This is a genomic window from Methylacidimicrobium tartarophylax (assembly GCF_902143375.2).
GTDB lineage: Bacteria > Verrucomicrobiota > Verrucomicrobiia > Methylacidiphilales > Methylacidiphilaceae > Methylacidimicrobium > Methylacidimicrobium tartarophylax.
This window is the reverse complement of record NZ_CABFVA020000002.1, coordinates 20,511-39,207: the sequence shown is the minus strand read 5'-3', so window position 1 is coordinate 39,207 and position 18,697 is coordinate 20,511. Positions and strand designations below refer to the sequence as shown.

Genomic DNA, 18,697 nt, shown 5'->3' with positions numbered 1-18,697 from the left:
GCAGAGTCTGCGGCACGGAAGAAAGCCGCTTCACCGGCTGCGAGCACGATCGAGCCGGCAAACGGCAATCGACGGAGCGGAAACATCGGAGAAAGAAAAATGACGGATCCTCGTGCACGAGAGCTCGTGGAAAAGGGGAATGAGGCGCTTGCCGTGGGAGATCTGGAAAGAGCGGTCCTAGCCTATCGAGAGGCGGCCAATCAAGACGCTTCCTCTTTCGATGCGCAGCAGGCTTTGGCCGTGGCCCTCTATAAGACGGGAAACTACCCAGAGGCAATTGATGCCGCACTACGCGCTGCGGCCTTGCGGCCGGAGGAACCCTTGATTTGGACGACGATGTCGCTCGCTTATCAGAAGCAGCAGCGGATCGCCGAAGCGGAACAGGCCGCTCTCAAAGCCAGACTCTATTCTTGGAAGCAACAGACAAGTGAGCAGGAGACTCGGGAAAAATAGTATTGCATCGGTTCTCCATGCGAGTCTTACTAAGTTGCATGAAGCTTACACAGATTACAAGCGCACAACTGAACGAGATCGCGAGGCTTGTGCAGGAAAAGGAGAGTCTTTTGGAAAGAGTCTCTGAGATCAACGAGAGGCTCCAATATCTTCCGGCCGAAGGCCGCGGCCGCGGAGGACTGATGACCAGGGGGCGGATCCCCGGCAGGGCCGGAAGATATCCCGGGAAGCTGAAAACAGCCGTTCTGGAAGCGTTGGCTGCCGCCGGATCCGAGGGACTCACTGTGAAGGAGCTCTCTGCGAAGCTGGCGGTGAAGGCCAATAATTTGTATAGCTGGTTTTACACGACCGGAAAGAAGGTGGAGCATTTAGAGAAGAGGGTCGACGGCAAGTATATCTATACCCCGGTCGAGACCGAAAAGGCCGATCAGCACGCGATTTCCGGAGCGTGATCGAGGTGCCCGCTCGGACTGGACACGGAGCCAATAGGAAGGGAGCGGGAGATCGAACGCATCGATTTTGGCGGGGAGTGAGACATGCAGGCTAAGCTGCCCGCAGCGGTTCGATCACTTCCCAGACGGAGCCGCCGACCTGAAACCTGCTGCCGGGGGCAGCGGAGGCGCGCTTGACGATGCCAAGGGCAAGCTCGGCTTTGCGTGCAAAAGAGTACGCGACGCTGGTGATCTTGCCGGCCTCTTGGCCGTCTTGGCAGAGCGGCGCTCCGATCGGGAGCCTCTCCGAAAGCGGCGGTGCGGCCAGAAGGACGAGTGAGCGGTTCGCGTGTCCAATGTGGTGTAGGCGCGAAACGACTTCCTGGCCGACGTAGCAGCCTTTTTGGTAGGAGATCGCAAGCGGATCCATCCCCACTTCCTGAGGCAGATCCCCGGGCTGAAGCTCGGCTCCCCACTGAGGCAGCCGGGCTTCCAGCCGGAATGAATCCAAGAGAGCTTCCGGAACAGGGAGACCGAGTTGGACGGCTGTTGTATCGGGAGACCAGAGATCCCAGCCGCGGAGACCGAAGCGCGGGCTGCGGAAGGCGACGGCTTCCCTCGGGAACGTGAGGTCAGAGGCAGAAAAGATTCGGGTCAGTGTCCATCCGACCGGCCGCTCGAACTCCACGTCGTCGGCGGCGAGGAATCGCCGCAGACGGGTTTCGAGGGATTCCTTCTCGGATGCCGGTCCATCGATCCAGAGCGCGTCTTCCGAGGCGCCGATCCAGAGATCCCCAAGCAGCTTACCCTTGGCCGTCAGAATCGCGGCATAGATCGCTGAGGCGGGCGCCAGGGCGGCGACGTCGTTCGTGACTTGGCCGTTGAGATAGCGAACACGGTCGGCGCCCGTGACTTTCCAGAGAGCGCGATCCGGGATCGTCGCCCAAGCGGTCTTGCCGGAAAGAATCTCGTCATAGAGTGCTTCAAGGTTCATGAGTTCATCCTCCCATAGCGCACACAGAGATGGGCTTGCCACTCCCGCTCACACCATCCAGCGTGCGGGTGTCGGGGTGCCTGCTTCGACTGCAAAAGTTCTGAGCAATGTCGGCTCGCGGCATGACGCCGAATAGCTTAGCCTCGACGGGGCGACGGAGAAAAGATGGAATCTGAGGACAGGCGCTGGATGGAAACGGCTCTGGAGGTTGCCCGCCAGGCGGGAGCAGAGGGGGAGGTGCCCATCGGAGCACTGGTCGTTTGCGGCGGCGCGGTCGCGGGCCGAGGGGCGAACTCGGTCGAGCGCCTTCGGGACGCGTTGGCGCATGCGGAGATGCAGGCCATCCGGGAAGCGCAGAGCCGGATGGGCGATTGGCGGTTGGAGCGGTGTACGCTTTATGTGACCAAAGAGCCGTGCCCCATGTGCGCAGGGGCGGTCCTCCAAACGCGGATTTCCCGAATTGTCTATGCCTTGGCCGACCCGAGGTTTGGGGCTGTGGAAAGCCGGTGGCGGTTGTGGGAAGGAGCGAGCAAGCAGGTGACGATCTCCGGAGGGTTGCTCGCTGGGCAATCCCTCTCTCTTCTGCAAGATTTCTTTGCCGAGGTTCGTCGACGGAAAAAGGCAGTTGCTTCTGCGAAACGGGCACGTTACTTAGGGTAGTCAATTGTCATGGAGGAGACTGATACTGTTCGCTCTTTCGAGCAGGCGTTTCGCTGCTCTCTAGCACTATATTGTCCAGGACGTTACGCGGTGCGCTTGCGGGAGGCCGGAAAAGGTCAGTTGGTGCCTCACTCTCTGGTAGAAGCCCCCAACGAGGATCAACTTCACGTTTTTGGTGGCAATCAGGTGCGCGCCATGGGGCATGCGGTGGAAGAGTTGGCCCTCCACTCCGAAGGAGGAGAGTTGATCGTGCTCTTCCCGGATCTCGACGCTTTTTCCCCGTTGCGGGAAAGGTATGCGCAGCTTGCCAAGAAGCCTTGCCGCGTACGGGTGTGGGCTCCCGGCACACCACCTAAGCGCTGCTCCAAAATTGATTTTGTCGTCTCCGTGCATCCACGATTGGCGAAATATCGGCTCTATCTGTTCTCCGGCGTAGGCCGGTCCGCCCTCGTCTGCTGCAAGCAGCTCGGCCGGGCCAAGGGCAATGGGGAGCGAGAGCCGCTTGCCTGCCAAGAGCGTTACGTCGGATTTTGCAGCTTCGATCCCTATGTCGTGGAATCGGTGCGCTGGCGATTCAACCTTTTGAGTTGCGGCTTAGAGAAGTTGGTTCGCCATTGGGAAGGATTCTTTCCGCTGCCCACTCCCCCGCTTCGAGCCATCAATGACTTCGTCAAGAGTCAGTGGATGCGGACGAGCGGCGTGTTCGGCGGGCTTTCCTAAGAGGTGGACGGGCAGCGACACCAAGCCGGCATGCTTCACCAGGCGCAAAACCCGAGGCACGAGTTGATCCGTAGGGATGACTTCGGTCTTCACACGGCAGTTTCCGCTCGTTCGTACGCGGAACCCTCGATTTCCATGGTGAGCTATGCGAGTGGACGGCCTCGGCTATGCTAGCTAGCACCCCCTGCCGGCTCTTCGGGGGAGAGACCGGAAACCGGTCGCGCTACTACTTCCTTGGCATTTGTGGCACGGCTATGGGGGCGGTGGCCGCCATGTTGCGGGAGGGGGGCTGGGACGTCGGCGGCTCGGATCAGAATGTCTATCCGCCTCTTTCTACGTTTCTGGCATCACGCGGCATTGCGCTTCATGAAGGATATCGACCGGAAAATCTCCCCGAGGATCCGGAAACAACCTTCGTCGTGGGAAACGCGATCAAGAGAGGCAATCCGCAGCTAGAGGCCGTCTTGGAGCAAAAGCGTTTCTATCTCTCTCTCCCGGAAGTTCTCAAATTTGTTTTTCTCCGGAAGACACGGAACTTTGTGGTTGCCGGCACCCACGGGAAGACGACGACGGCTTCCCTGTTGGCGTGGCTCTTCGCCGCCTCCGGAGCAGATCCTTCTTTTTTGATTGGCGGACTTCCCGGGAATTTTGGAGCAGGTGCCCACAATGGGAAAGGCGACATTTGGGTCTTGGAAGGGGATGAGTACGACACCGCCTTCTTCGATAAGCGAAGCAAGTTCCTCCATTACCTGCCGGAAGTCGTTCTGATCAACAATATCGAGTTCGATCATGCGGATATCTTCCCGGATCTCGCAGCGATTCTGCTCTCGTTTCGGCGGCTGGTTCATCTGGTACCGCGGAACGGACGAATCATCGTGAATGCGGATGACCCGAACAGCTTGGCGGTTTGTGAGGCCAGCCTTGCTCCCGTAATCAGCGTGGGATTCGGGGAAAAGGCGGAGATCCCGATCCGCAACGTTCGCTATACCCAAGAGAGTTCCGAATTTGCAATGCTCGGCCGGCGGCTCCGCATCCCGCTCGTGGGAGAGCTCTATGTGCGCGACGCGGCCATGGCGATCGCCGCAGCCGTCCACGGCGGAGTTTCTCTGGATTCCATCGCCGAAGAAGGGCTTCCCCATTTCCAGGGCGTGCGGCGGCGGGGCGAAGTTCGAGCGGAGCTGGGAGGAATTGCGATCGTCGATGACTTCGGCCACCATCCCACAGCCATTCGGGAGACGCTCCGGTCGCTCCGTCTCCGTTTTCCGAAGAGGCGCATTTGGGCGATTTTCGAGCCGAGGAGTAATACAACGCGCCGTGCGATCTTTCAGCAGGCGCTTCCGGAGGCTCTGCAGGGCGCCGACGGCGTCTTTATCGCCGACGTGGCCAGGAAGGATCAGCTTCCGCCGGCGGATCGACTCGATCCGCAAAGAGTCACCGAAGATCTTCGGCAGAAAGGGAAGCTCGCGTTTTTCGAACCGGACGCAAGCGCGATTGCCACCCACATGGCCACTCTAGCCCGAAAGGGAGATGTCGTTGTGGTATTCAGCAACGGCGGCTTCGACGGGATTCATGAGAAACTGGCAGCCGCGCTGCAGGCCCGCCGGGACATAATGACGCAATAGCTGCGTCATTCTGACGCACTTCCCGTTAAGGCCTTTCGGCAGGAAAACTAAAGCAACATGTTGGAGATGTGTAGTTAGCGCTAATCAGCCCGACTTGGAACACTTTTTGCGACAGAAATAGTATGGCGCACGTCCTCGGAATCGATTTGGGCACGACCAATTCGTGCATGGCAGTAATGGAGGCAGGACAACCGGTCGTCTTGGAGAACTCGGAAGGGGCGAGAACTACTCCATCGATCGTGGCATTCACGAGGACGGGTGAGCGCCTCGTGGGACAGGCAGCGAAGCGACAGGCGATTACCAATCCGCGAAATACGATCTTTTCGATCAAGCGCTTCGTCGGACGACGATTTTCGGAAGTTCAGGAAGAGGTGAAGCGGGTCCCCTACCGGGTTGTGGAAGGGAAAGGGGGAGGCTGCGCTGTCGAGGTGGAGATTGGGGCGGATAAGCGTTTGTATAGCCCGGAGGAACTTTCGGCCTTCATTTTAATGAAATTGAAGGCGGATGCGGAAGCGAAGCTCGGAGAGAAGATCACCCAGGCCGTGATCACGGTTCCCGCCTATTTCAACGACAGCCAACGGCAGGCTACCAAGGATGCGGGGCGAATTGCGGGGCTGGAGGTTCTTCGCATCATCAACGAGCCGACGGCTGCATCCCTTGCTTATGGGTTGGAGAAAAAGAAGGACGAGCGCATCGCAGTCTACGATCTTGGCGGGGGAACCTTTGACATCTCCGTTTTGGAAATCGGAGAAGGAGTCTTCGAGGTCAAAGCGACCAACGGCGATACCCATCTAGGAGGCGATGATTGGGATGCCGCGATCATGGACTGGCTCATCCAGGAGTTTCAGCAGGAGGCCGGCATTGATCTGCGTCGCCAGCCGGACGCGGTGCAGCGCCTCAAGGAAGAGGCGGAGCGCGCGAAAATCGCTCTTTCCTCCTCCACGGACTACGAGATCAATCTTCCCTTCATCACAGCGGATCAGACGGGACCGAAGCATATCCAGAAGAAGCTGACGAGGGCAAAGCTCGAGCAGCTTACCGACGCTCTGGCCGAGCGTACGATCCGGCCGGTCACAAGCTGTTTGGCGGACTCCAAGCTTTCCGCCTCGGAGATCAACGAACTGGTCCTGGTCGGAGGGATGACACGTATGCCCAAGATCGTGGAGACGGCTCGCAGGCTGATCGGCAAAGAGCCTCACAAGGGGGTGAATCCCGACGAGGTGGTTGCCGTGGGAGCGGCCATCCAAGGAGGAGTCTTGCGAGGTCAAGTGAAGGACGTGCTTCTTCTCGACGTGACACCGCTGACGCTGGCAATCGAGACGGCAGGTGGCATCGCCACCCCCATGATTCCGCGCAATACCACGATCCCGACTCGGAAGTCGCAGATCTTCAGTACCTTCTCGGATAATCAACCTAGCGTCGAGATCAAGGTGCTTCAAGGGGAGCGGCCGATGGCTCGCGACAACAAGCTCCTGGGAGTCTTCCACCTGGATGGAATCCCACCGGCCCCGAGAGGAGTCCCGCAGGTAGAGGTCACTTTCGACACCGATGCGAACGGCATTCTGAATGTTTCGGCAAAGGATCTCGGCACAGGGCGGGAGCAGAAGATTTCGATCACCGGCTCCAGTGGACTGTCCAAGGACGAAATCGATCGGATGACTCGGGAGGCGGAGACCGCTGCCGAGGAGGACAAGAAGCGGAAAGAAGCAGCGGAAACCAAGAACAATGCGGATAATCTCGCCTATCAGGCTGAAAAGCTTCTGCGGGAACACGGCGAGAGGATCGATTCGGCCCGGAAGATGGAGATCGAGAATGCGATCTCCCGGTTGCGCGGCCTGCTTTCTGGTGAGGATACGGCCGCCCTGCAAGCCGCGCTGAACGAGCTCAACGAGAAGATTCAAGCGGTCTCGGCGGAGATGTATCGGGCGAGCGCGTCCGGAGCGCAGGCGGCCGGAACCGAAGGGACCGGAGCGCCGCCGCCACAGCCTCCGGGGGAGGAGTCGGCCGGAAAGGGCGACGTGATCGAGGCCGACTTCGAAATGATCGATAAGGATAAGGACAAGGATAAAAAGCAGTAGGGCTTGCCAAGGAGTTTTTAGGGCGGGCTGGTTGGGAAACCGGGGCCCGCGATAGAGCAGAGGAACAGATAACAAAGGAGAAGAAATGGCTGAAGTGAATATTCGACCCCTGGGGGATCGAGTCCTCGTTAAGCTGGTCGAGGAGCAGGAGACGAAAAAGGGAGGAATCATCATTCCAGACACCGCCAAAGAAAAGCCGCAGGAAGCAACGGTGGTAGCCGTCGGTCCGGGCCGCTTGGAGGAAGGGAAGCGCATTCCGATCGAACTTAAAAAAGATCAGCGTGTCCTCATCAGCAAGTACGGCGGCACCGAAGTGAAGATCGATGGAGAAGCCTACCAGATCCTTCGGGAAGACGACGTGCTTGCGGTTGTGGGGTAGGAAAAGAACGGTTTCGAAGCGATAGAGAATAAGAATAAGCGGAGAACTATACGTATGGCAGCTAAGCAACTCATTTTTGACGAATCGGCTCGTCATGCCCTTTTGCGAGGCGTGGAGAAATTGGCGAAGACCGTGAAGGCGACACTCGGGCCTTCGGGTCGCAACGTGATCTTGGACAAGAAATTCGGAGCTCCGACCATCACCAAGGATGGTGTGACCGTAGCCAAGGAAATCGAGTTGGAAGATCCTTGGGAAAACATGGGTGCCCAGCTCGTTCGCGAGGTGGCTTCCAAGACCAGTGATGTGGCCGGAGACGGCACGACCACTGCGACCGTCCTAGCGGAGTCGATTTACCGGGAGGGCTTGAAAAACGTCACTGCCGGAGCGAATCCGATGGAATTAAAGCGCGGAATCGACAAGGCGGTTGCCGCAGTCGTGGAAGAGCTCCACCACGTATCCCGGAAGGTGAAGGAGAAAGAGGAGATCAAGCAGGTGGCTACGGTCTCCGCGAACTGGGATGCTTCCGTCGGTCAGATCATCGCCGATGCGCTGGATAAGGTCGGCAAGGATGGTACCGTGACGGTGGAGGAGGCGAAGGCCATCGATACCACGCTTGAGGTAGTGGAAGGAATGCAGTTCGACAAGGGATACATCTCTCCCTACTTCGTGACCAACGCCGAAGAGCTGGAAGCGGTGCTGGAAAACGCCTACATCCTGATCCATGAGAAGAAGATCTCCAGCTTGAAAGATCTTCTCCCCATCCTGGAGAAGACCGCGAAGGCCGGGCGGCCGCTCCTCATCATCGCGGAAGATGTGGAAGGGGAAGCGTTGGCTACGCTCGTGGTCAATAAGTTGCGCGGAACCCTTCAGGTTTGCGCGGTGAAAGCGCCCGGCTTCGGGGATCGCCGCAAGGCCATGCTCGAAGACATTGCTATCCTGACGGGAGGACGTTGCCTGACCGAGGACCTGGGCATCAAGCTGGAAAACATCCAGATGGAAGACCTGGGTCGCGCAAAGAAGGTCGTCATCGAGAAGGAGAACACGACGATCATCGAAGGAGCGGGTAGCACCAGTTCGATTCAAGGGCGCACCAACCAGATCCGGAAGCAGATCGCGGAGACGACCTCCGATTACGACCGTGAGAAGCTGCAGGAGCGGCTGGCGAAGTTGGCGGGCGGAGTAGCCGTGATTAGCGTTGGAGCGGCCACGGAAACCGAGCTCAAAGAGAAGAAGGCCCGTGTGGAGGACGCCTTGCACGCCACCCGCGCCGCCGTCGAAGAGGGGATTGTGGCTGGAGGTGGTGTTGCTCTTCTGCGATGCCAGAGCGCAATCGGCAAGCTGGATCTTAAGGGAGATGAAAAGATCGGCGCGCTGATTGTGGAGCGCGTTCTGGAGGAGCCACTTCGAGCGCTGGCCAACAACGCCGGCTTGGAGGGTAGCGTCATCGTGAACGCGGTGAAGAGTCGGAAGACTGAGGAAGGCTTCAATGTCGCCACCCGCCAGTATGTAGACATGGTGAAAGAGGGCGTTGTCGATCCGACCAAGGTTACCCGGACGGCGCTGCAGAACGCTGCCTCCGTGGCAAGCTTGCTCCTGACAACGGAAGCGATGGTGACTGAGATTCCGGAGAAGGAAAAGAAGGCTATGCCTCCGACTCCCGGAATGGGCGAGGAATATTAAGAGTAGAGAAAGAGCATCCGTGCGTTAACAGGTTGCTCGAATCTGATCAGGAAGGGCCGGGGTCCCTATTGGGGACACCGGCCTTTCTTTTGTCGGCGTCCGGGGAAAGGCGGCGAAAGTGCCACCCCGGTGGTTCCTACAGAGCCAAAGCAGGGGCGGATCGCAGCAGGGGCCCTGCGTTTCCGCTAAAGCCCTGCCTTCAATCCCTTGCCGGGAGCGAAACGTACCGACTTCGAGGCCTTGATCTTGAGGCGTTCGCCGGTTTTCGGATTTACTCCCATCCGGGCTTTCCGATGCACGACCCGGAAGGTACCGAAGCCGATGAGCTGCACTGTGCTCGCCTTGCGGATCCCCATCTTGAGGGCATCTAAGACAGCTCCGACCGCGGATTCGGCGAGAGCCTTCGTCGTCTCCTTCCCCATTTCCTCTTGAACATGTTGGACGAGGTCGACGCGATTCCAGTGCTTGTTCTTCTTCTGCTTCTTCTCTTCTTTCATCTTCCCTCTCTTTCTGGAAGCTGCTTCGATGCGCTTCCTGGCTGTTTGTGACAAAGGGAGTGAGAGCCGTCAATGGGAAAAGTGGAACAACGAACTGTTAGCCGCGTCCGGCAAGCATCACCCTCAAGTGAGGGATATTCCACATGATGCGTGGCTACAACGAGTTGCGCGCTATGATCTAATGTGCGGCAACGGAAGAAAAAATGAGCAGTAAGCCGTGGCTCATATCAAGATGGAAGAGATGGAGGAAGTCGGAAACCTAAACGAGCATCCTCAGAGCGGCTTCGTGGGATCCCTATCGGGTCTGGGAGGTTTGGGCGAAGAGCGGATCAGCAGCTCGGCGAGCGCAAGCGCCTGTTCGCGCGTGCAAATCTGCCCGTTGAGCTGGGCTTCGCGGACGGCACCCAAAAGGGAGCCGAGACGCGGTCCAGGAGAAAGTCCAAGATCAATGAGATCATGGCCGGTGAGAAGTCGGGGAGGAGAGATGTCAGAGGGAGGGAGCTCTTCTAACTGGGTGCGCAGAAACTCATAGATGGACAGATCTCCGTGGCAGGCAAGACAATCGATCCGATGTAACTCGAGCTCCAGGGGAAAGGTGGCGCGTGCGAGCAGCCGTTTGAGGGTGGCCGGGCGCATCTGTTTGGCATCCTTAAAAGTCATATGATTGGCAACCATCGCGACGACGTCTTCGATGAGGGCATTGGGTTGGCGGAGACGGGAAAGAATCGCATGGGCGATTCGCGCCCCGACAACCTCGTGTTCAAAGAAGCGGATCCGGCCGCTGGGATCCGTCCTTCCGGTGACGGGCTTTCCGATGTCGTGCAGCAGAGCGGACCAAGCCAAGGAAAGGGGCGCATGATGGAGTCTTTCGAGCAGGAGGCGGGTGTGGACGAAGACGTCACCTTCAGGGTGAAACTCTTTTGGCTGCTCGACGCCGTGCAGAGCCGACACCTCGGGAAGAATCTGCGCGAGAAGCCCACTCCGGTCCAGGAGGTCGAGGCCAAGCGCCGGAGCTGCTCCTGACCAGATGCGATCCAACTCATCGCGAACACGCTCGATGCTGACCAGAGAAATCGTGGCCGCCTGATCCTGGAGGGCATGCCAAGTCTCCTGCTCAATGGAAAAACCCAGATTGGCTGCGAACCGAATGGCGCGCAGCAAGCGGAGCTTGTCTTCACGAAAACGCTGCGACGGATTCCCAACCGCCCGGATTCTTTTTTCCACGAGGTCGACTTGACCTCCTACATAGTCGATCAGCCGCTCGGCGACCGGGTCAAAGAAGAGAGCGTTGATCGTAAAGTCCCGTCGACAGGCGTCTTCGGCCGGCCGTGCGAAAACCACGTGATCCGGATGCCTGCCGTCGCGCGTCCCGATATCTCGGCGGAAGGTGGCGACTTCAAAGGAGCAATCTGCCGACGGTACCCGTACGACCCCGAAGACTCTGCCGTGCAAGCCGGTGGCCTGAGGGAAGAGTCGCTGTACCTCTTCCGGAGTTGCCGTGGTGGCGATGTCGATGTCGTGGGACTCCTGGCCCAAAAGCCGATCGCGGACGCAGCCACCCGCGAAGTAGGCGATAAAGCCTGCCTCCTGGAGGCGCTTCGCAAGGCGCAACCCCGTTTGCCACATACTCTCGTTTTGAGTCCCCAACGCTTCTTGACCCGCTACTCGGTCGGCCCAGGCATGACGGTTTGTCCTAAGGCGTGGCCTCGTCCGACCGCTTGCCCTTCTGCTTCCAATAGACGATTCCGCCGACAAAGCTCCAAAAAAGAGTGGTTCCAAAGAAGAGCAGAGAAAAGGTCACTGCTTGCGCGCTCGCCAATCCTAGAGGCTGGAAAAAGAGAACCAATAGCCCTTCCCGTACTCCGAGTCCAGAAATGCTGATTGGGATGGCGTCCAGAACGCTCACCACGGCAAGGATCCCCGCCAAGCTCCAGAAGGGAATCGGTAGCTGGAGGGCCGTGGCGGCAAACCACGCAAATCCGAAGGTCGAGCCATGAGCAGCGAAGGAAAAGAGAGCGGCTCGGCCGGTTGCATTAGGGTCTGCGGCAAATCGGCGAAGCGCATGGGAGAGCTCTTCGAGCAGCCTGTGAAACGGGGCGTGGCTCTCCAAGAGCCGAAAAAATCGTCGTCGAAGCAGCGAAGGCAGAAGCCAGGCAAGCAACGCAACGAGAAAGATTCCCAGGGCAACAAGCACAAAGGCGAGCAGGACTTCCAGGACCAGGGAGCTTTTCGAAAGAATCGGATAGAGAGGGAAGCAGAGACCGGAACCGATGAAAAGCAAGACGACCACGCCGACGAAGCGGTCGTAAAGGACGGAGAGCGAGGCGGCTGCCTTTTGCTTCGGAACGAGGCGAACGGCGTAATAGATCCGCACGAGATCTCCTCCAGTGGAGCCAGGAAGAAATGCGTTGAAGAAATGGCCGATCAGGGTGAGCCGCATGGTCTCTCCGAGAGAGAAAGCGATCTCTTGCGCCCGAAGCAGAGCCTGCCAGCGCAACGATGCAAAACCAACTTGTACGCCGGCCAGGAGAATTGCCCCCAAAAGCCAGACAGGATTTGCCTCGCGGAGGGTTTGGCCGATTCCTCTCCAAGGGACACGTTGGATGATCAGGGTCAGCAGCCCCACGGAGACGGCGACGCGGAGGAGAAGCCAACCGAGACGACGAAACTTTTCCATAGCAGAGTGGCCGCTCGAGAACGGGTACCTCCCGACCGCTTTCCGAAGAAGGGGACGACCCTCTTCCGTCCGGCAGGGATCTCCTGTACGCATCTTCCTTCGCCTGCCGGACCAGAGCAACTTTCAAAAAGGAAGATCGCACTCCTCGCTCGCTAGGCGCTGCCTCCCCTTGACGGATTTAGGTCTGACTAACCCTTCTCCGAAGGCGGATCCTCCGGCTTGGGCCAGGTACAAGAGGGGTGACGATCTCCGAAGACGGCGTCGACTCGAGCGACCGGCGGCCAATATTTCCTCTCCTTGAGCCAAGGGAGCGGAAAGAGCGCCCTTTCGCGAGAATAGGAATGGTCCCACCTTTCCGCCGCGACGGCGGTTGCAGTGTGCGGAGCGTTCCGGACCGGGTTATCTCCCGCAGGAAACTCGCCCTTGCGCACCTTCTCGAGCTCTCCATGGATCATGATCATGGCATCACAGAACCGATCCAACTCCTCCTTCGATTCGCTTTCGGTCGGCTCGATCATCAGTGTCCCGGGGATCGGCCAGGAGACCGTAGGCGCATGGAAGTTGAAGTCGGCAAGACGCTTGGCCACGTCGTCGACTTCGATCCCTAAATCCTTCCAGGGCCGAAGATCGACGATGCACTCATGGGCCACCAGGCCAGCCTCATTGCTAAAGACCAGAGGAAAGTAGGGGGCAAGTCGGTAGGCGATATAGTTGGCCGAGAGAAGGGCGACCTGCGCGCATCGGGTTAACCCGCGCGCACCCATCATCACGAGGAACATCCAGGTGATGGGATAGACCCCTGCGTTCCCCCAGGGAGAACCGCTGATGGCGCCGATCGCTCCTCCCGACGCGGTGGAGAGAAAAGGATGCGAGGGAAGGAAGGGGACAAGGGCGGGTGAAACAGCGATCGGGCCTGCGCCGGGCCCTCCGCCGCCGTGGGGGATCGCGAAAGTCTTGTGGAGGTTGAGATGGCAGACGTCGACGCCCAACTCTCCCGGCCGACACAAACCCAGGAAGGCATTGGCATTGGCTCCGTCGAGGTAAACAAGCCCTCCCGCCTCCCGAATCATGCGAATGGCCTGCGGGAGGGTATCCTCGAAGAAACCGTAGGTCGAAGGGTAGGTGATCATGATCGCCCCGACACGCGTCCCGACCTGGGCCAGTTTCTTTCCAAGGTCTGCGAGGTCGAGTCTCCCTGCTTGGTCGCAGAGCAAGGGCAGGATCGAAAAGCCCGCCGCGGCGGCGCTTGCCGCATTGGTGCCGTGCGCGGAAACCGGCAGGAGGCAGATATCCCGATCCGCCTCTCCATGCCCCCTATGGTAGGCACGGATGGCCAGAAGACCGGCGAACTCACCCTGGCTTCCCGCCGCCGGCTGAAAGGAGACGGCAGCCATCCCCGTGATTTCTTTTAGCCAGCGCTCCAGGTCGCCGAGCATCTCCTGGTACCCAGAAGCCTGCTCTCGTGGGCAGAACGGGTGAATCTGCGAAAATTCATCCCAAAGCATCGGCAGCATCTCGGCGGCGGCGTTGAGCTTCATGGTGCACGATCCTAAGGGGATCATGGAGGTAGTCAGGCTGATGTCGCGCGCGGAGAGCCTTCGGATATAACGGACAAGCTCGGTCTCGCTCTTGTATCGATGGAAGATCGGGTGAGGGAGAAGAGGCAGGCGCCTGCGGAGGCTTGGCGGGATGGGAGAGGATGCGCCTTGTTCGGCTGGCGGAGGCCGCCAGGAGCGACCGGACTCCTCGGCGAAAAGAGAGAAAAGATCGAGCAGGTCTTTTTCCCGAGTCGTCTCATCCAAGGAGATCCCCAGCCCGTCGGGTAGCCGGCGAAGATTGATTCCGGCCGCTTGCGCGCGGCAAAGGAGGGCGTCGCGGCGCCATCGGGGCAGACGGGCGACCACGGTATCGAAACGCGGCCCGGGCTGAAGCGGGAGGCCGATCTCGGCGAGCCCGTTCGCAAGGCGGTCGGCCAGTGTCCGGATGCTTTCGGCAATGGCTCGGAGCCCGGCAGGGCCATGATGGATTGCGTAGAAGGCGGCGACGACAGCGGGCAGGGCTTGGGCGGTGCAAATGTTGCTCGTCGCCTTTTCCCGCCGAATGTGCTGCTCTCGGGTTTGTAAGGCCAGACGAAGCGCCTGCCTCCCTTCCCGGTCGCGAGAGATGCCTACAATGCGACCCGGCATTTTACGCAGATAGCTCGAACGGCTGGCCAGAAAGCCGGGATGGGGCCCGCCGTAGCCGAGGGGAAGACCAAAGCGCTGGGTCGATCCGATGGCGATATCTGCGCCCAACTCTCCGGGAGTTCGGAAGAGGGTGAGAGCCAAAGGATCCACATGCATCACCACGATCGTGCGGCGCTCTCGAAGTGCCGTAATCGTGTCGGTGTAGTCGAGAACGATGCCGTTGGTTGCCGGATAGGGAAGAAGAACGCCGAAGTAATTCTCCTCGGGAAGACCATCCCGCAATGGATCCCCGACATCCACCACGATCCCAAGGGGATCCGCGTGGGTCTGCACGACCGCAACCGTTTGCGGGTGACAGAGCGAAGAAACGAGGAAGCGCCTCGATTCCGGGATGGCGCTGATGCGAGCGCACATAGTCATGGCTTCGGCCGCAGCCGTATCGGCGTCGAGAAGAGATGCATTGGCTACCTCCATTCCCGTGAGGTCGGCGACCAGTGTCTGGAAGGTCAGAAGCGCTTCCAGCCGCCCCTGGCTAATCTCCGCTTGGTAGGGGGTATAGGGCGTATACCAATCGGGGTTCTCCAAGACGTTCCTTCGGATCACGGCGGGAGTGATCGAGGCGGAATAGCCCATTCCCAGATACGAGCGGAAGATGCGGTTTTTCTGGGCGAGATTCCGCAGAGCTACCAGGGCGTCGGGTTCCGAGAGGGCTTCCGGCAACTGCAATGGCGCGAGGGCGCGGACAGACCGCGGGATGATCGCGTCGGTCAAGGCCTCCGCCGAGGGAAAGCCGAGCATTTTCAGCATCGCCTCCTCTTCGAGGGGGCTCGGCCCGATGTGCCGCTTGAGAAAGGAAGTGGGCTCTTCTGGAACGCTCATCTCTGGTCCCCCGGCTGCTTTGGAGAACGGTCCTCTAACCGCCATTTCTCATGGGGTGGACCCTGTCGCGCCCGAGGTAAGCTTTGCATAGGCCTCCGGCGATTCCAGCCGCTCGGTTTCTCCTGGATCCTCGACATGGATCCGAAAAAGCCAGCCTTGCCCGTAGGGGTCGGTATTAATCAAGCCGGGGTTCTGAGTCAGGGCGGCGTTGACCTCCCTAACTTCTCCGGTAGCAGGGGCGTAAATATCGGAGGCGGCTTTTACCGATTCAATGGTGGCTACGGCTTCTCCCCGTCGCACATGCATGCCCATGGTCGGCAACTCGACAAAGACGATGTCTGAAAGCTCCCGCTGTGCATAATCGGTCACACCGACGACGCCCATTCCTCCTTCGAACAGCAACCACTCGTGCGATTGCGAATAGAAACGATCGGTTGGAATCTTCATCTGTTTTTGCTTCGATAGAGAGGAGAGAGATGGAGCGTTACCGGATAGCGGGTGCCCCTGACCGGATAGGTGAGTCGGGTACCCTCGGTGGCTAGCGCCACGTTCACGTAACCCATTCCGATCGCGGCCTCCAGCGTCGGAGAAAAGCCTCCGCTCGTTACCTTTCCCACGACAGTTTCCCCAGCCAAAAGTGGATAACCGGCTCTGGGCGGGGGAGCGGGACGCTCAGCAGCAAAAGCAACCAGAGAGAGGTCCGGAGCTCGGCGCCTCTTCTCCGCCAGCGCTTCCTTACCAGGGAAAGAAGCACTCTTTTCCCAATCGACGACCCATCCCATGCGGGCCTCGAGCGGAGTCCGCTCTTCACTCAGCTCGTGCCCGTTGAGGGGCAGGCAGGCTTCCAAGCGAAGGATGTCCCGTGCCGCCAATCCGCAGGGGCGCAGGCCCGACGAGGCGCCCGCCTGGAGCAGGGTATCCCAGAGGCCCACCCCGAGCGAAACAGGAAAAAAGAGCTCCGCACCATCCTCGCCCGTGTAGCCGGTGCGTGCCACCCAGAAGCTGGTCCCCTTCCATGACGCAGCCACGATAGCGCGTCGTTCGAACGCTTCCGGAAGCTCGGGCAGGATCTTTCGGAGAATGTTTCGAGCCTCGGGCCCCTGGAGAGCCAGGCCTCCCCAGCGCTCGCTTTCATCGGCAATGGTCGTCTCGGCGCGAACCAGTTTTTCAGAAAACCAGCGAGCATCCTTTTGTGTGGTCGACGCGTTGACCACCAACAAAAATCTCGACGGCTCGATCCGATAGACAAAGAGATCATCCATAATGCCACCGTCTTCGTTCAGCAGCATGGAGTATCGTCCCCGCCCCGTGGGAAGGACAGCGATGTTGCTCGGCAAGAGCCGATCGAGCCGCTCCTGCACATCCGGACCCTGGAGAAGAAGCTCTCCCATATGGCTGATGTCGAAAAGGCCGGCCTTCCGGCGGACACTCAGCACTTCCTCCGCCACCGAGGTGTAGACGATCGGAAGCACCCATCCTGCGAAGCTTCCCATTCGCGCACCCCATTTTCGATGACAGTCGTCGAACGGGGTGGTTCTGAGAGGAGGGGAAGAAGCTTGCACGCTCGGTAGCAAGTCAAGGCGAGACCGAATTGTCTTGTCAAGACCTCTTCCCCTTCTTACTTGACTGATTCCACGCCAGCGGAAGCAGAAGCTTTGTCTCCCGAAGGCTTGCTTGATCGAAACGAAGCGGTAGGATGATTCCAAGCATCGCGCTATGAGCAAGAAAGTTGGGGAAACGGCATCCGTGCCGGAGGAGTCCGAACTTGCCTCTCGTTTCTCCGTGGATGATCTGAACATCAAGGTTCAGCAGGCCCAAGAGGTCCTGCTTGATCTGGAGCGGAGGCGGGAGGAGATCGAACGCCAGAAGCGCCAGCTTGAGGAGCTACGGAAAAAACAGCGGGATTTCGAGGTCGGTCATCGAGCGGTGACCGAAGAGTTGACGCGAAGCGTCGCTCTTTTGGAGCGACAGGAAGAGGACGGTCAGAGAGAGCTGGATGACATCCGCTCGGTTCGAAAGACTCTTGCCGGACAACTCGCCTCGTTGGAGGCCCTTGAGCCCGCAACCTGGGAGCCGGCGAATCTTGCCGATGAACTGACCAGAGCGCTGGCTCTGGTGGATCAGTCTCGGGCCGCTCTGCGGCAGTCCCAAGGACGCCTCGAACGCCTGGGGTGGGAGGCTGCCGAGCGGGAGAGCACCCCTACTCAGGCAGGAGGAGTTCTCGAAGAAACGGACGAAGGGTTTGGTTTTTGGCATAAAGTCGCGAGCGGCCTTGCCTATTCCCTCCCCCTCATTCTGTTTCTCCTAGGAGTCTCCCTTTTCTGGTTCCTGAAGAAGTAGACGCATGCCGCTGGATCCGGAGGGGGAAGAGTCTGGCTCGGAAGGACGAGAGCGAGGTCCAGGGGCGCGACATTTTCTGTCGGAAGGTGGCGAGGCGGCGCAGGCGCGGCTGGCGAAGGAGGGGAAAAGCTCCCTACACTGGAAGCACAGCGCACAGCGGAGACGGGACCGAAACCGATTTCTCCTGCTGCTCCTGCTCCTCGCGGCGGTCCTCTATTTTCTCTGGAAACAGTGTAGCCCCTATCTTCCGCATGGAGCAAGCGGCGCACCATGAGCAGCTGAAGCTTGGGCAGGTTCTTCGAAGCGGGAGGCACGGAGGCTAGGCTCTCCCGGATTTTCAGGGCGTAGGTCGGCCGCTTTCCGCCCAGCCTCGATGACGGATATCTCGGGCGCGATAGAGGTAAAAGACTTCTTCAGCGATGTTTTTGGCGTGGTCGGCGATGCGTTCGATTGCACGACTGATCAAGAGCAGGCATGTCGCTTGCGGGATCGAGCCCGGCTGTTCACGCATTGCCTGGAGCAGATTCTCGGAAAGCTTTTTATTGAGGGCGTCGACTTCCTTGTCCCTCTTCACGATGCCGATGGCCTCCTTGGCCTTGGCCTCGATAAAGCAGTCGATGGCACCGCGATACATTTCTTCAGCTACCAGCGCCATCCGGGGGATATCAAAGACGAGCTTGAGCGGAGGTGCTGCGTTGAGCCGTCGGGCGAGGCGGGCGATCGTAACGGCTTGGTCACCGATCCGTTCGAGATCGCTGGAAATCTTGGAGGCCACGAGCACGAACCGACAGTCGATCGCAACCGGGCTGTGTGTCGCGATATAGGTGATGACCAGATCGTCAACCTTGACTTCCAGGGAGTCGATTTCAGAGTCCTGCTTTTCAACTAGATCGGCGAGCGAATCGTTTCGCTCGGTGAGCGCCTGCAGCGCCACCCGAAGGTGGCGGGCGGCAAGGCTGGCCATCAGGAGCAGCGTTTCCCGGATGCGAGAGAGTTCGAAGGATGCGGTACTACTCATCGCGGGCCGGATCTTCGCTGGGAGTTCCGCCGACAGGCATGGAGAAATGTAGCATGGGCCTTGCGCGAACGGGTACTCTTTTC

The 18,697-nt window shown here is 59.4% G+C and carries 18 protein-coding genes; 10 read left to right on the top strand and 8 right to left on the bottom strand.

Annotation, left to right across the window (positions count from 1 at the left end; all coding sequences use genetic code 11):
* Positions 1–99 precede the first annotated feature (99 nt).
* Together MAMT_RS00315 and MAMT_RS00310 are read left to right on the top strand one after the other, a co-directional pair.
* A complete protein-coding gene (locus tag MAMT_RS00315) occupies positions 100–453 on the top strand; it encodes a tetratricopeptide repeat protein (protein ID WP_142658953.1) in 354 nt (117 codons plus the stop codon).
* Positions 454–563: 110 nt separating this feature from the next.
* Entirely contained in the window at positions 564–905 is a 342-nt protein-coding gene (locus MAMT_RS00310) for a hypothetical protein (RefSeq protein WP_142658952.1), read from the top strand.
* Positions 906–996: 91 nt separating this feature from the next.
* Here MAMT_RS00310 and ygfZ read toward each other — a convergent pair whose 3' ends face one another.
* Entirely contained in the window at positions 997–1,878 is an 882-nt protein-coding gene (gene ygfZ, locus MAMT_RS00305; protein WP_142658951.1) for a CAF17-like 4Fe-4S cluster assembly/insertion protein YgfZ, read from the bottom strand.
* Positions 1,879–2,043: 165 nt separating this feature from the next.
* Here ygfZ and MAMT_RS00300 point away from each other — a divergent pair, with 165 nt between their 5' ends.
* From MAMT_RS00300 to groL, 6 genes are all read left to right on the top strand, one after another.
* Positions 2,044–2,538 (top strand): nucleoside deaminase, encoded by a 495-nt coding sequence (locus MAMT_RS00300; RefSeq protein WP_142658950.1) that lies wholly within the window; start codon positions 2,044–2,046, stop codon positions 2,536–2,538.
* 90 nt (positions 2,539–2,628) lie between these two features.
* Complete coding sequence (locus MAMT_RS00295) at positions 2,629–3,258, top strand: hypothetical protein (RefSeq protein WP_142658949.1); 630 nt, start codon at positions 2,629–2,631, stop codon at positions 3,256–3,258.
* 167 nt (positions 3,259–3,425) lie between these two features.
* Positions 3,426–4,880 carry a UDP-N-acetylmuramate:L-alanyl-gamma-D-glutamyl-meso-diaminopimelate ligase gene (gene mpl, locus MAMT_RS00290; protein ID WP_142658948.1) on the top strand — a complete coding sequence of 485 codons (1,455 nt, stop codon included), beginning with the start codon at positions 3,426–3,428 and terminating at the stop codon, positions 4,878–4,880.
* 122 nt (positions 4,881–5,002) lie between these two features.
* Positions 5,003–6,958, top strand: coding sequence for a molecular chaperone DnaK (gene dnaK, locus MAMT_RS00285; RefSeq protein WP_142658947.1), 1,956 nt, complete (start codon positions 5,003–5,005; stop codon positions 6,956–6,958).
* A gap of 94 nt (positions 6,959–7,052) precedes the next feature.
* Complete coding sequence (locus tag MAMT_RS00280) at positions 7,053–7,337, top strand: co-chaperone GroES (protein WP_142658979.1); 285 nt, start codon at positions 7,053–7,055, stop codon at positions 7,335–7,337.
* 54 nt (positions 7,338–7,391) lie between these two features.
* Complete coding sequence (gene groL / locus MAMT_RS00275; RefSeq protein WP_142658946.1) at positions 7,392–9,017, top strand: chaperonin GroEL; 1,626 nt, start codon at positions 7,392–7,394, stop codon at positions 9,015–9,017.
* Positions 9,018–9,202: 185 nt separating this feature from the next.
* Here the strand turns inward: groL and MAMT_RS00270 are convergent, their stop codons facing one another.
* The 6 genes from MAMT_RS00270 to gcvT form a co-directional block, all read right to left on the bottom strand.
* The gene (locus tag MAMT_RS00270) at positions 9,203–9,514 is read right to left on the bottom strand and encodes an HU family DNA-binding protein (protein ID WP_142658945.1); all 312 of its coding nucleotides are present in this window, start codon (positions 9,512–9,514) and stop codon (positions 9,203–9,205) included.
* Positions 9,515–9,787: 273 nt separating this feature from the next.
* On the bottom strand, positions 9,788–11,140 hold the full coding sequence (locus tag MAMT_RS00265) for a CCA tRNA nucleotidyltransferase (RefSeq protein WP_142658944.1): 1,353 nt from the start codon (positions 11,138–11,140) through the stop codon (positions 9,788–9,790).
* 67 nt (positions 11,141–11,207) lie between these two features.
* Positions 11,208–12,191 carry a lysylphosphatidylglycerol synthase transmembrane domain-containing protein gene (locus MAMT_RS00260; protein ID WP_178086816.1) on the bottom strand — a complete coding sequence of 328 codons (984 nt, stop codon included), beginning with the start codon at positions 12,189–12,191 and terminating at the stop codon, positions 11,208–11,210.
* Between the two features lie 188 nt (positions 12,192–12,379).
* Positions 12,380–15,256 (bottom strand): aminomethyl-transferring glycine dehydrogenase, encoded by a 2,877-nt coding sequence (gene gcvP, locus MAMT_RS00255; protein WP_142658942.1) that lies wholly within the window; start codon positions 15,254–15,256, stop codon positions 12,380–12,382.
* A 48-nt stretch (positions 15,257–15,304) separates the two neighbouring features.
* Positions 15,305–15,703, bottom strand: a complete 399-nt coding sequence (gcvH, locus tag MAMT_RS00250; protein ID WP_142658941.1) for a glycine cleavage system protein GcvH — start codon at positions 15,701–15,703, stop codon at positions 15,305–15,307.
* Positions 15,700–17,055 carry a glycine cleavage system aminomethyltransferase GcvT gene (gcvT, locus tag MAMT_RS00245; RefSeq protein ID WP_142658940.1) on the bottom strand — a complete coding sequence of 452 codons (1,356 nt, stop codon included), beginning with the start codon at positions 17,053–17,055 and terminating at the stop codon, positions 15,700–15,702. The genes gcvH and gcvT overlap by 4 nt, the downstream gene beginning before the upstream one ends.
* Between gcvT and MAMT_RS00240 the strand changes: the two genes are divergently transcribed.
* Together MAMT_RS00240 and MAMT_RS00235 are read left to right on the top strand one after the other, a co-directional pair.
* Positions 16,973–17,596: a hypothetical protein gene (locus MAMT_RS00240; RefSeq protein WP_246186426.1), complete on the top strand. Its 624-nt coding sequence runs from the start codon at positions 16,973–16,975 to the stop codon at positions 17,594–17,596. The genes gcvT and MAMT_RS00240 overlap by 83 nt on opposite strands.
* Positions 17,597–17,600: 4 nt before the next feature.
* On the top strand, positions 17,601–17,870 hold the full coding sequence (locus tag MAMT_RS00235) for a hypothetical protein (RefSeq protein WP_142658938.1): 270 nt from the start codon (positions 17,601–17,603) through the stop codon (positions 17,868–17,870).
* Positions 17,871–17,933: 63 nt separating this feature from the next.
* Here the strand turns inward: MAMT_RS00235 and phoU are convergent, their stop codons facing one another.
* Complete coding sequence (gene phoU, locus MAMT_RS00230) at positions 17,934–18,614, bottom strand: phosphate signaling complex protein PhoU (RefSeq protein ID WP_142658937.1); 681 nt, start codon at positions 18,612–18,614, stop codon at positions 17,934–17,936.
* Positions 18,615–18,697: the final 83 nt, after the last annotated feature.

Coding starts and splice junctions, on each gene's coding strand:
- gcvP (WP_142658942.1), bottom strand. CDS start 15,256: ATGAGCGTTCCAGAAGAGCCCACTTCCTTTCTCAAGCGGCACATCGGG.
- mpl (WP_142658948.1), top strand. CDS start 3,426: ATGCTAGCTAGCACCCCCTGCCGGCTCTTCGGGGGAGAGACCGGAAAC.
- MAMT_RS00260 (WP_178086816.1), bottom strand. CDS start 12,191: ATGGAAAAGTTTCGTCGTCTCGGTTGGCTTCTCCTCCGCGTCGCCGTC.
- ygfZ (WP_142658951.1), bottom strand. CDS start 1,878: ATGAACCTTGAAGCACTCTATGACGAGATTCTTTCCGGCAAGACCGCT.
- MAMT_RS00265 (WP_142658944.1), bottom strand. CDS start 11,140: ATGTGGCAAACGGGGTTGCGCCTTGCGAAGCGCCTCCAGGAGGCAGGC.
- MAMT_RS00300 (WP_142658950.1), top strand. CDS start 2,044: ATGGAATCTGAGGACAGGCGCTGGATGGAAACGGCTCTGGAGGTTGCC.
- MAMT_RS00240 (WP_246186426.1), top strand. CDS start 16,973: ATGAGCAAGAAAGTTGGGGAAACGGCATCCGTGCCGGAGGAGTCCGAA.
- dnaK (WP_142658947.1), top strand. CDS start 5,003: ATGGCGCACGTCCTCGGAATCGATTTGGGCACGACCAATTCGTGCATG.
- phoU (WP_142658937.1), bottom strand. CDS start 18,614: ATGAGTAGTACCGCATCCTTCGAACTCTCTCGCATCCGGGAAACGCTG.
- gcvT (WP_142658940.1), bottom strand. CDS start 17,055: ATGTTCAGATCATCCACGGAGAAACGAGAGGCAAGTTCGGACTCCTCC.
- gcvH (WP_142658941.1), bottom strand. CDS start 15,703: ATGAAGATTCCAACCGATCGTTTCTATTCGCAATCGCACGAGTGGTTG.
- MAMT_RS00270 (WP_142658945.1), bottom strand. CDS start 9,514: ATGAAAGAAGAGAAGAAGCAGAAGAAGAACAAGCACTGGAATCGCGTC.
- MAMT_RS00315 (WP_142658953.1), top strand. CDS start 100: ATGACGGATCCTCGTGCACGAGAGCTCGTGGAAAAGGGGAATGAGGCG.
- groL (WP_142658946.1), top strand. CDS start 7,392: ATGGCAGCTAAGCAACTCATTTTTGACGAATCGGCTCGTCATGCCCTT.
- MAMT_RS00235 (WP_142658938.1), top strand. CDS start 17,601: ATGCCGCTGGATCCGGAGGGGGAAGAGTCTGGCTCGGAAGGACGAGAG.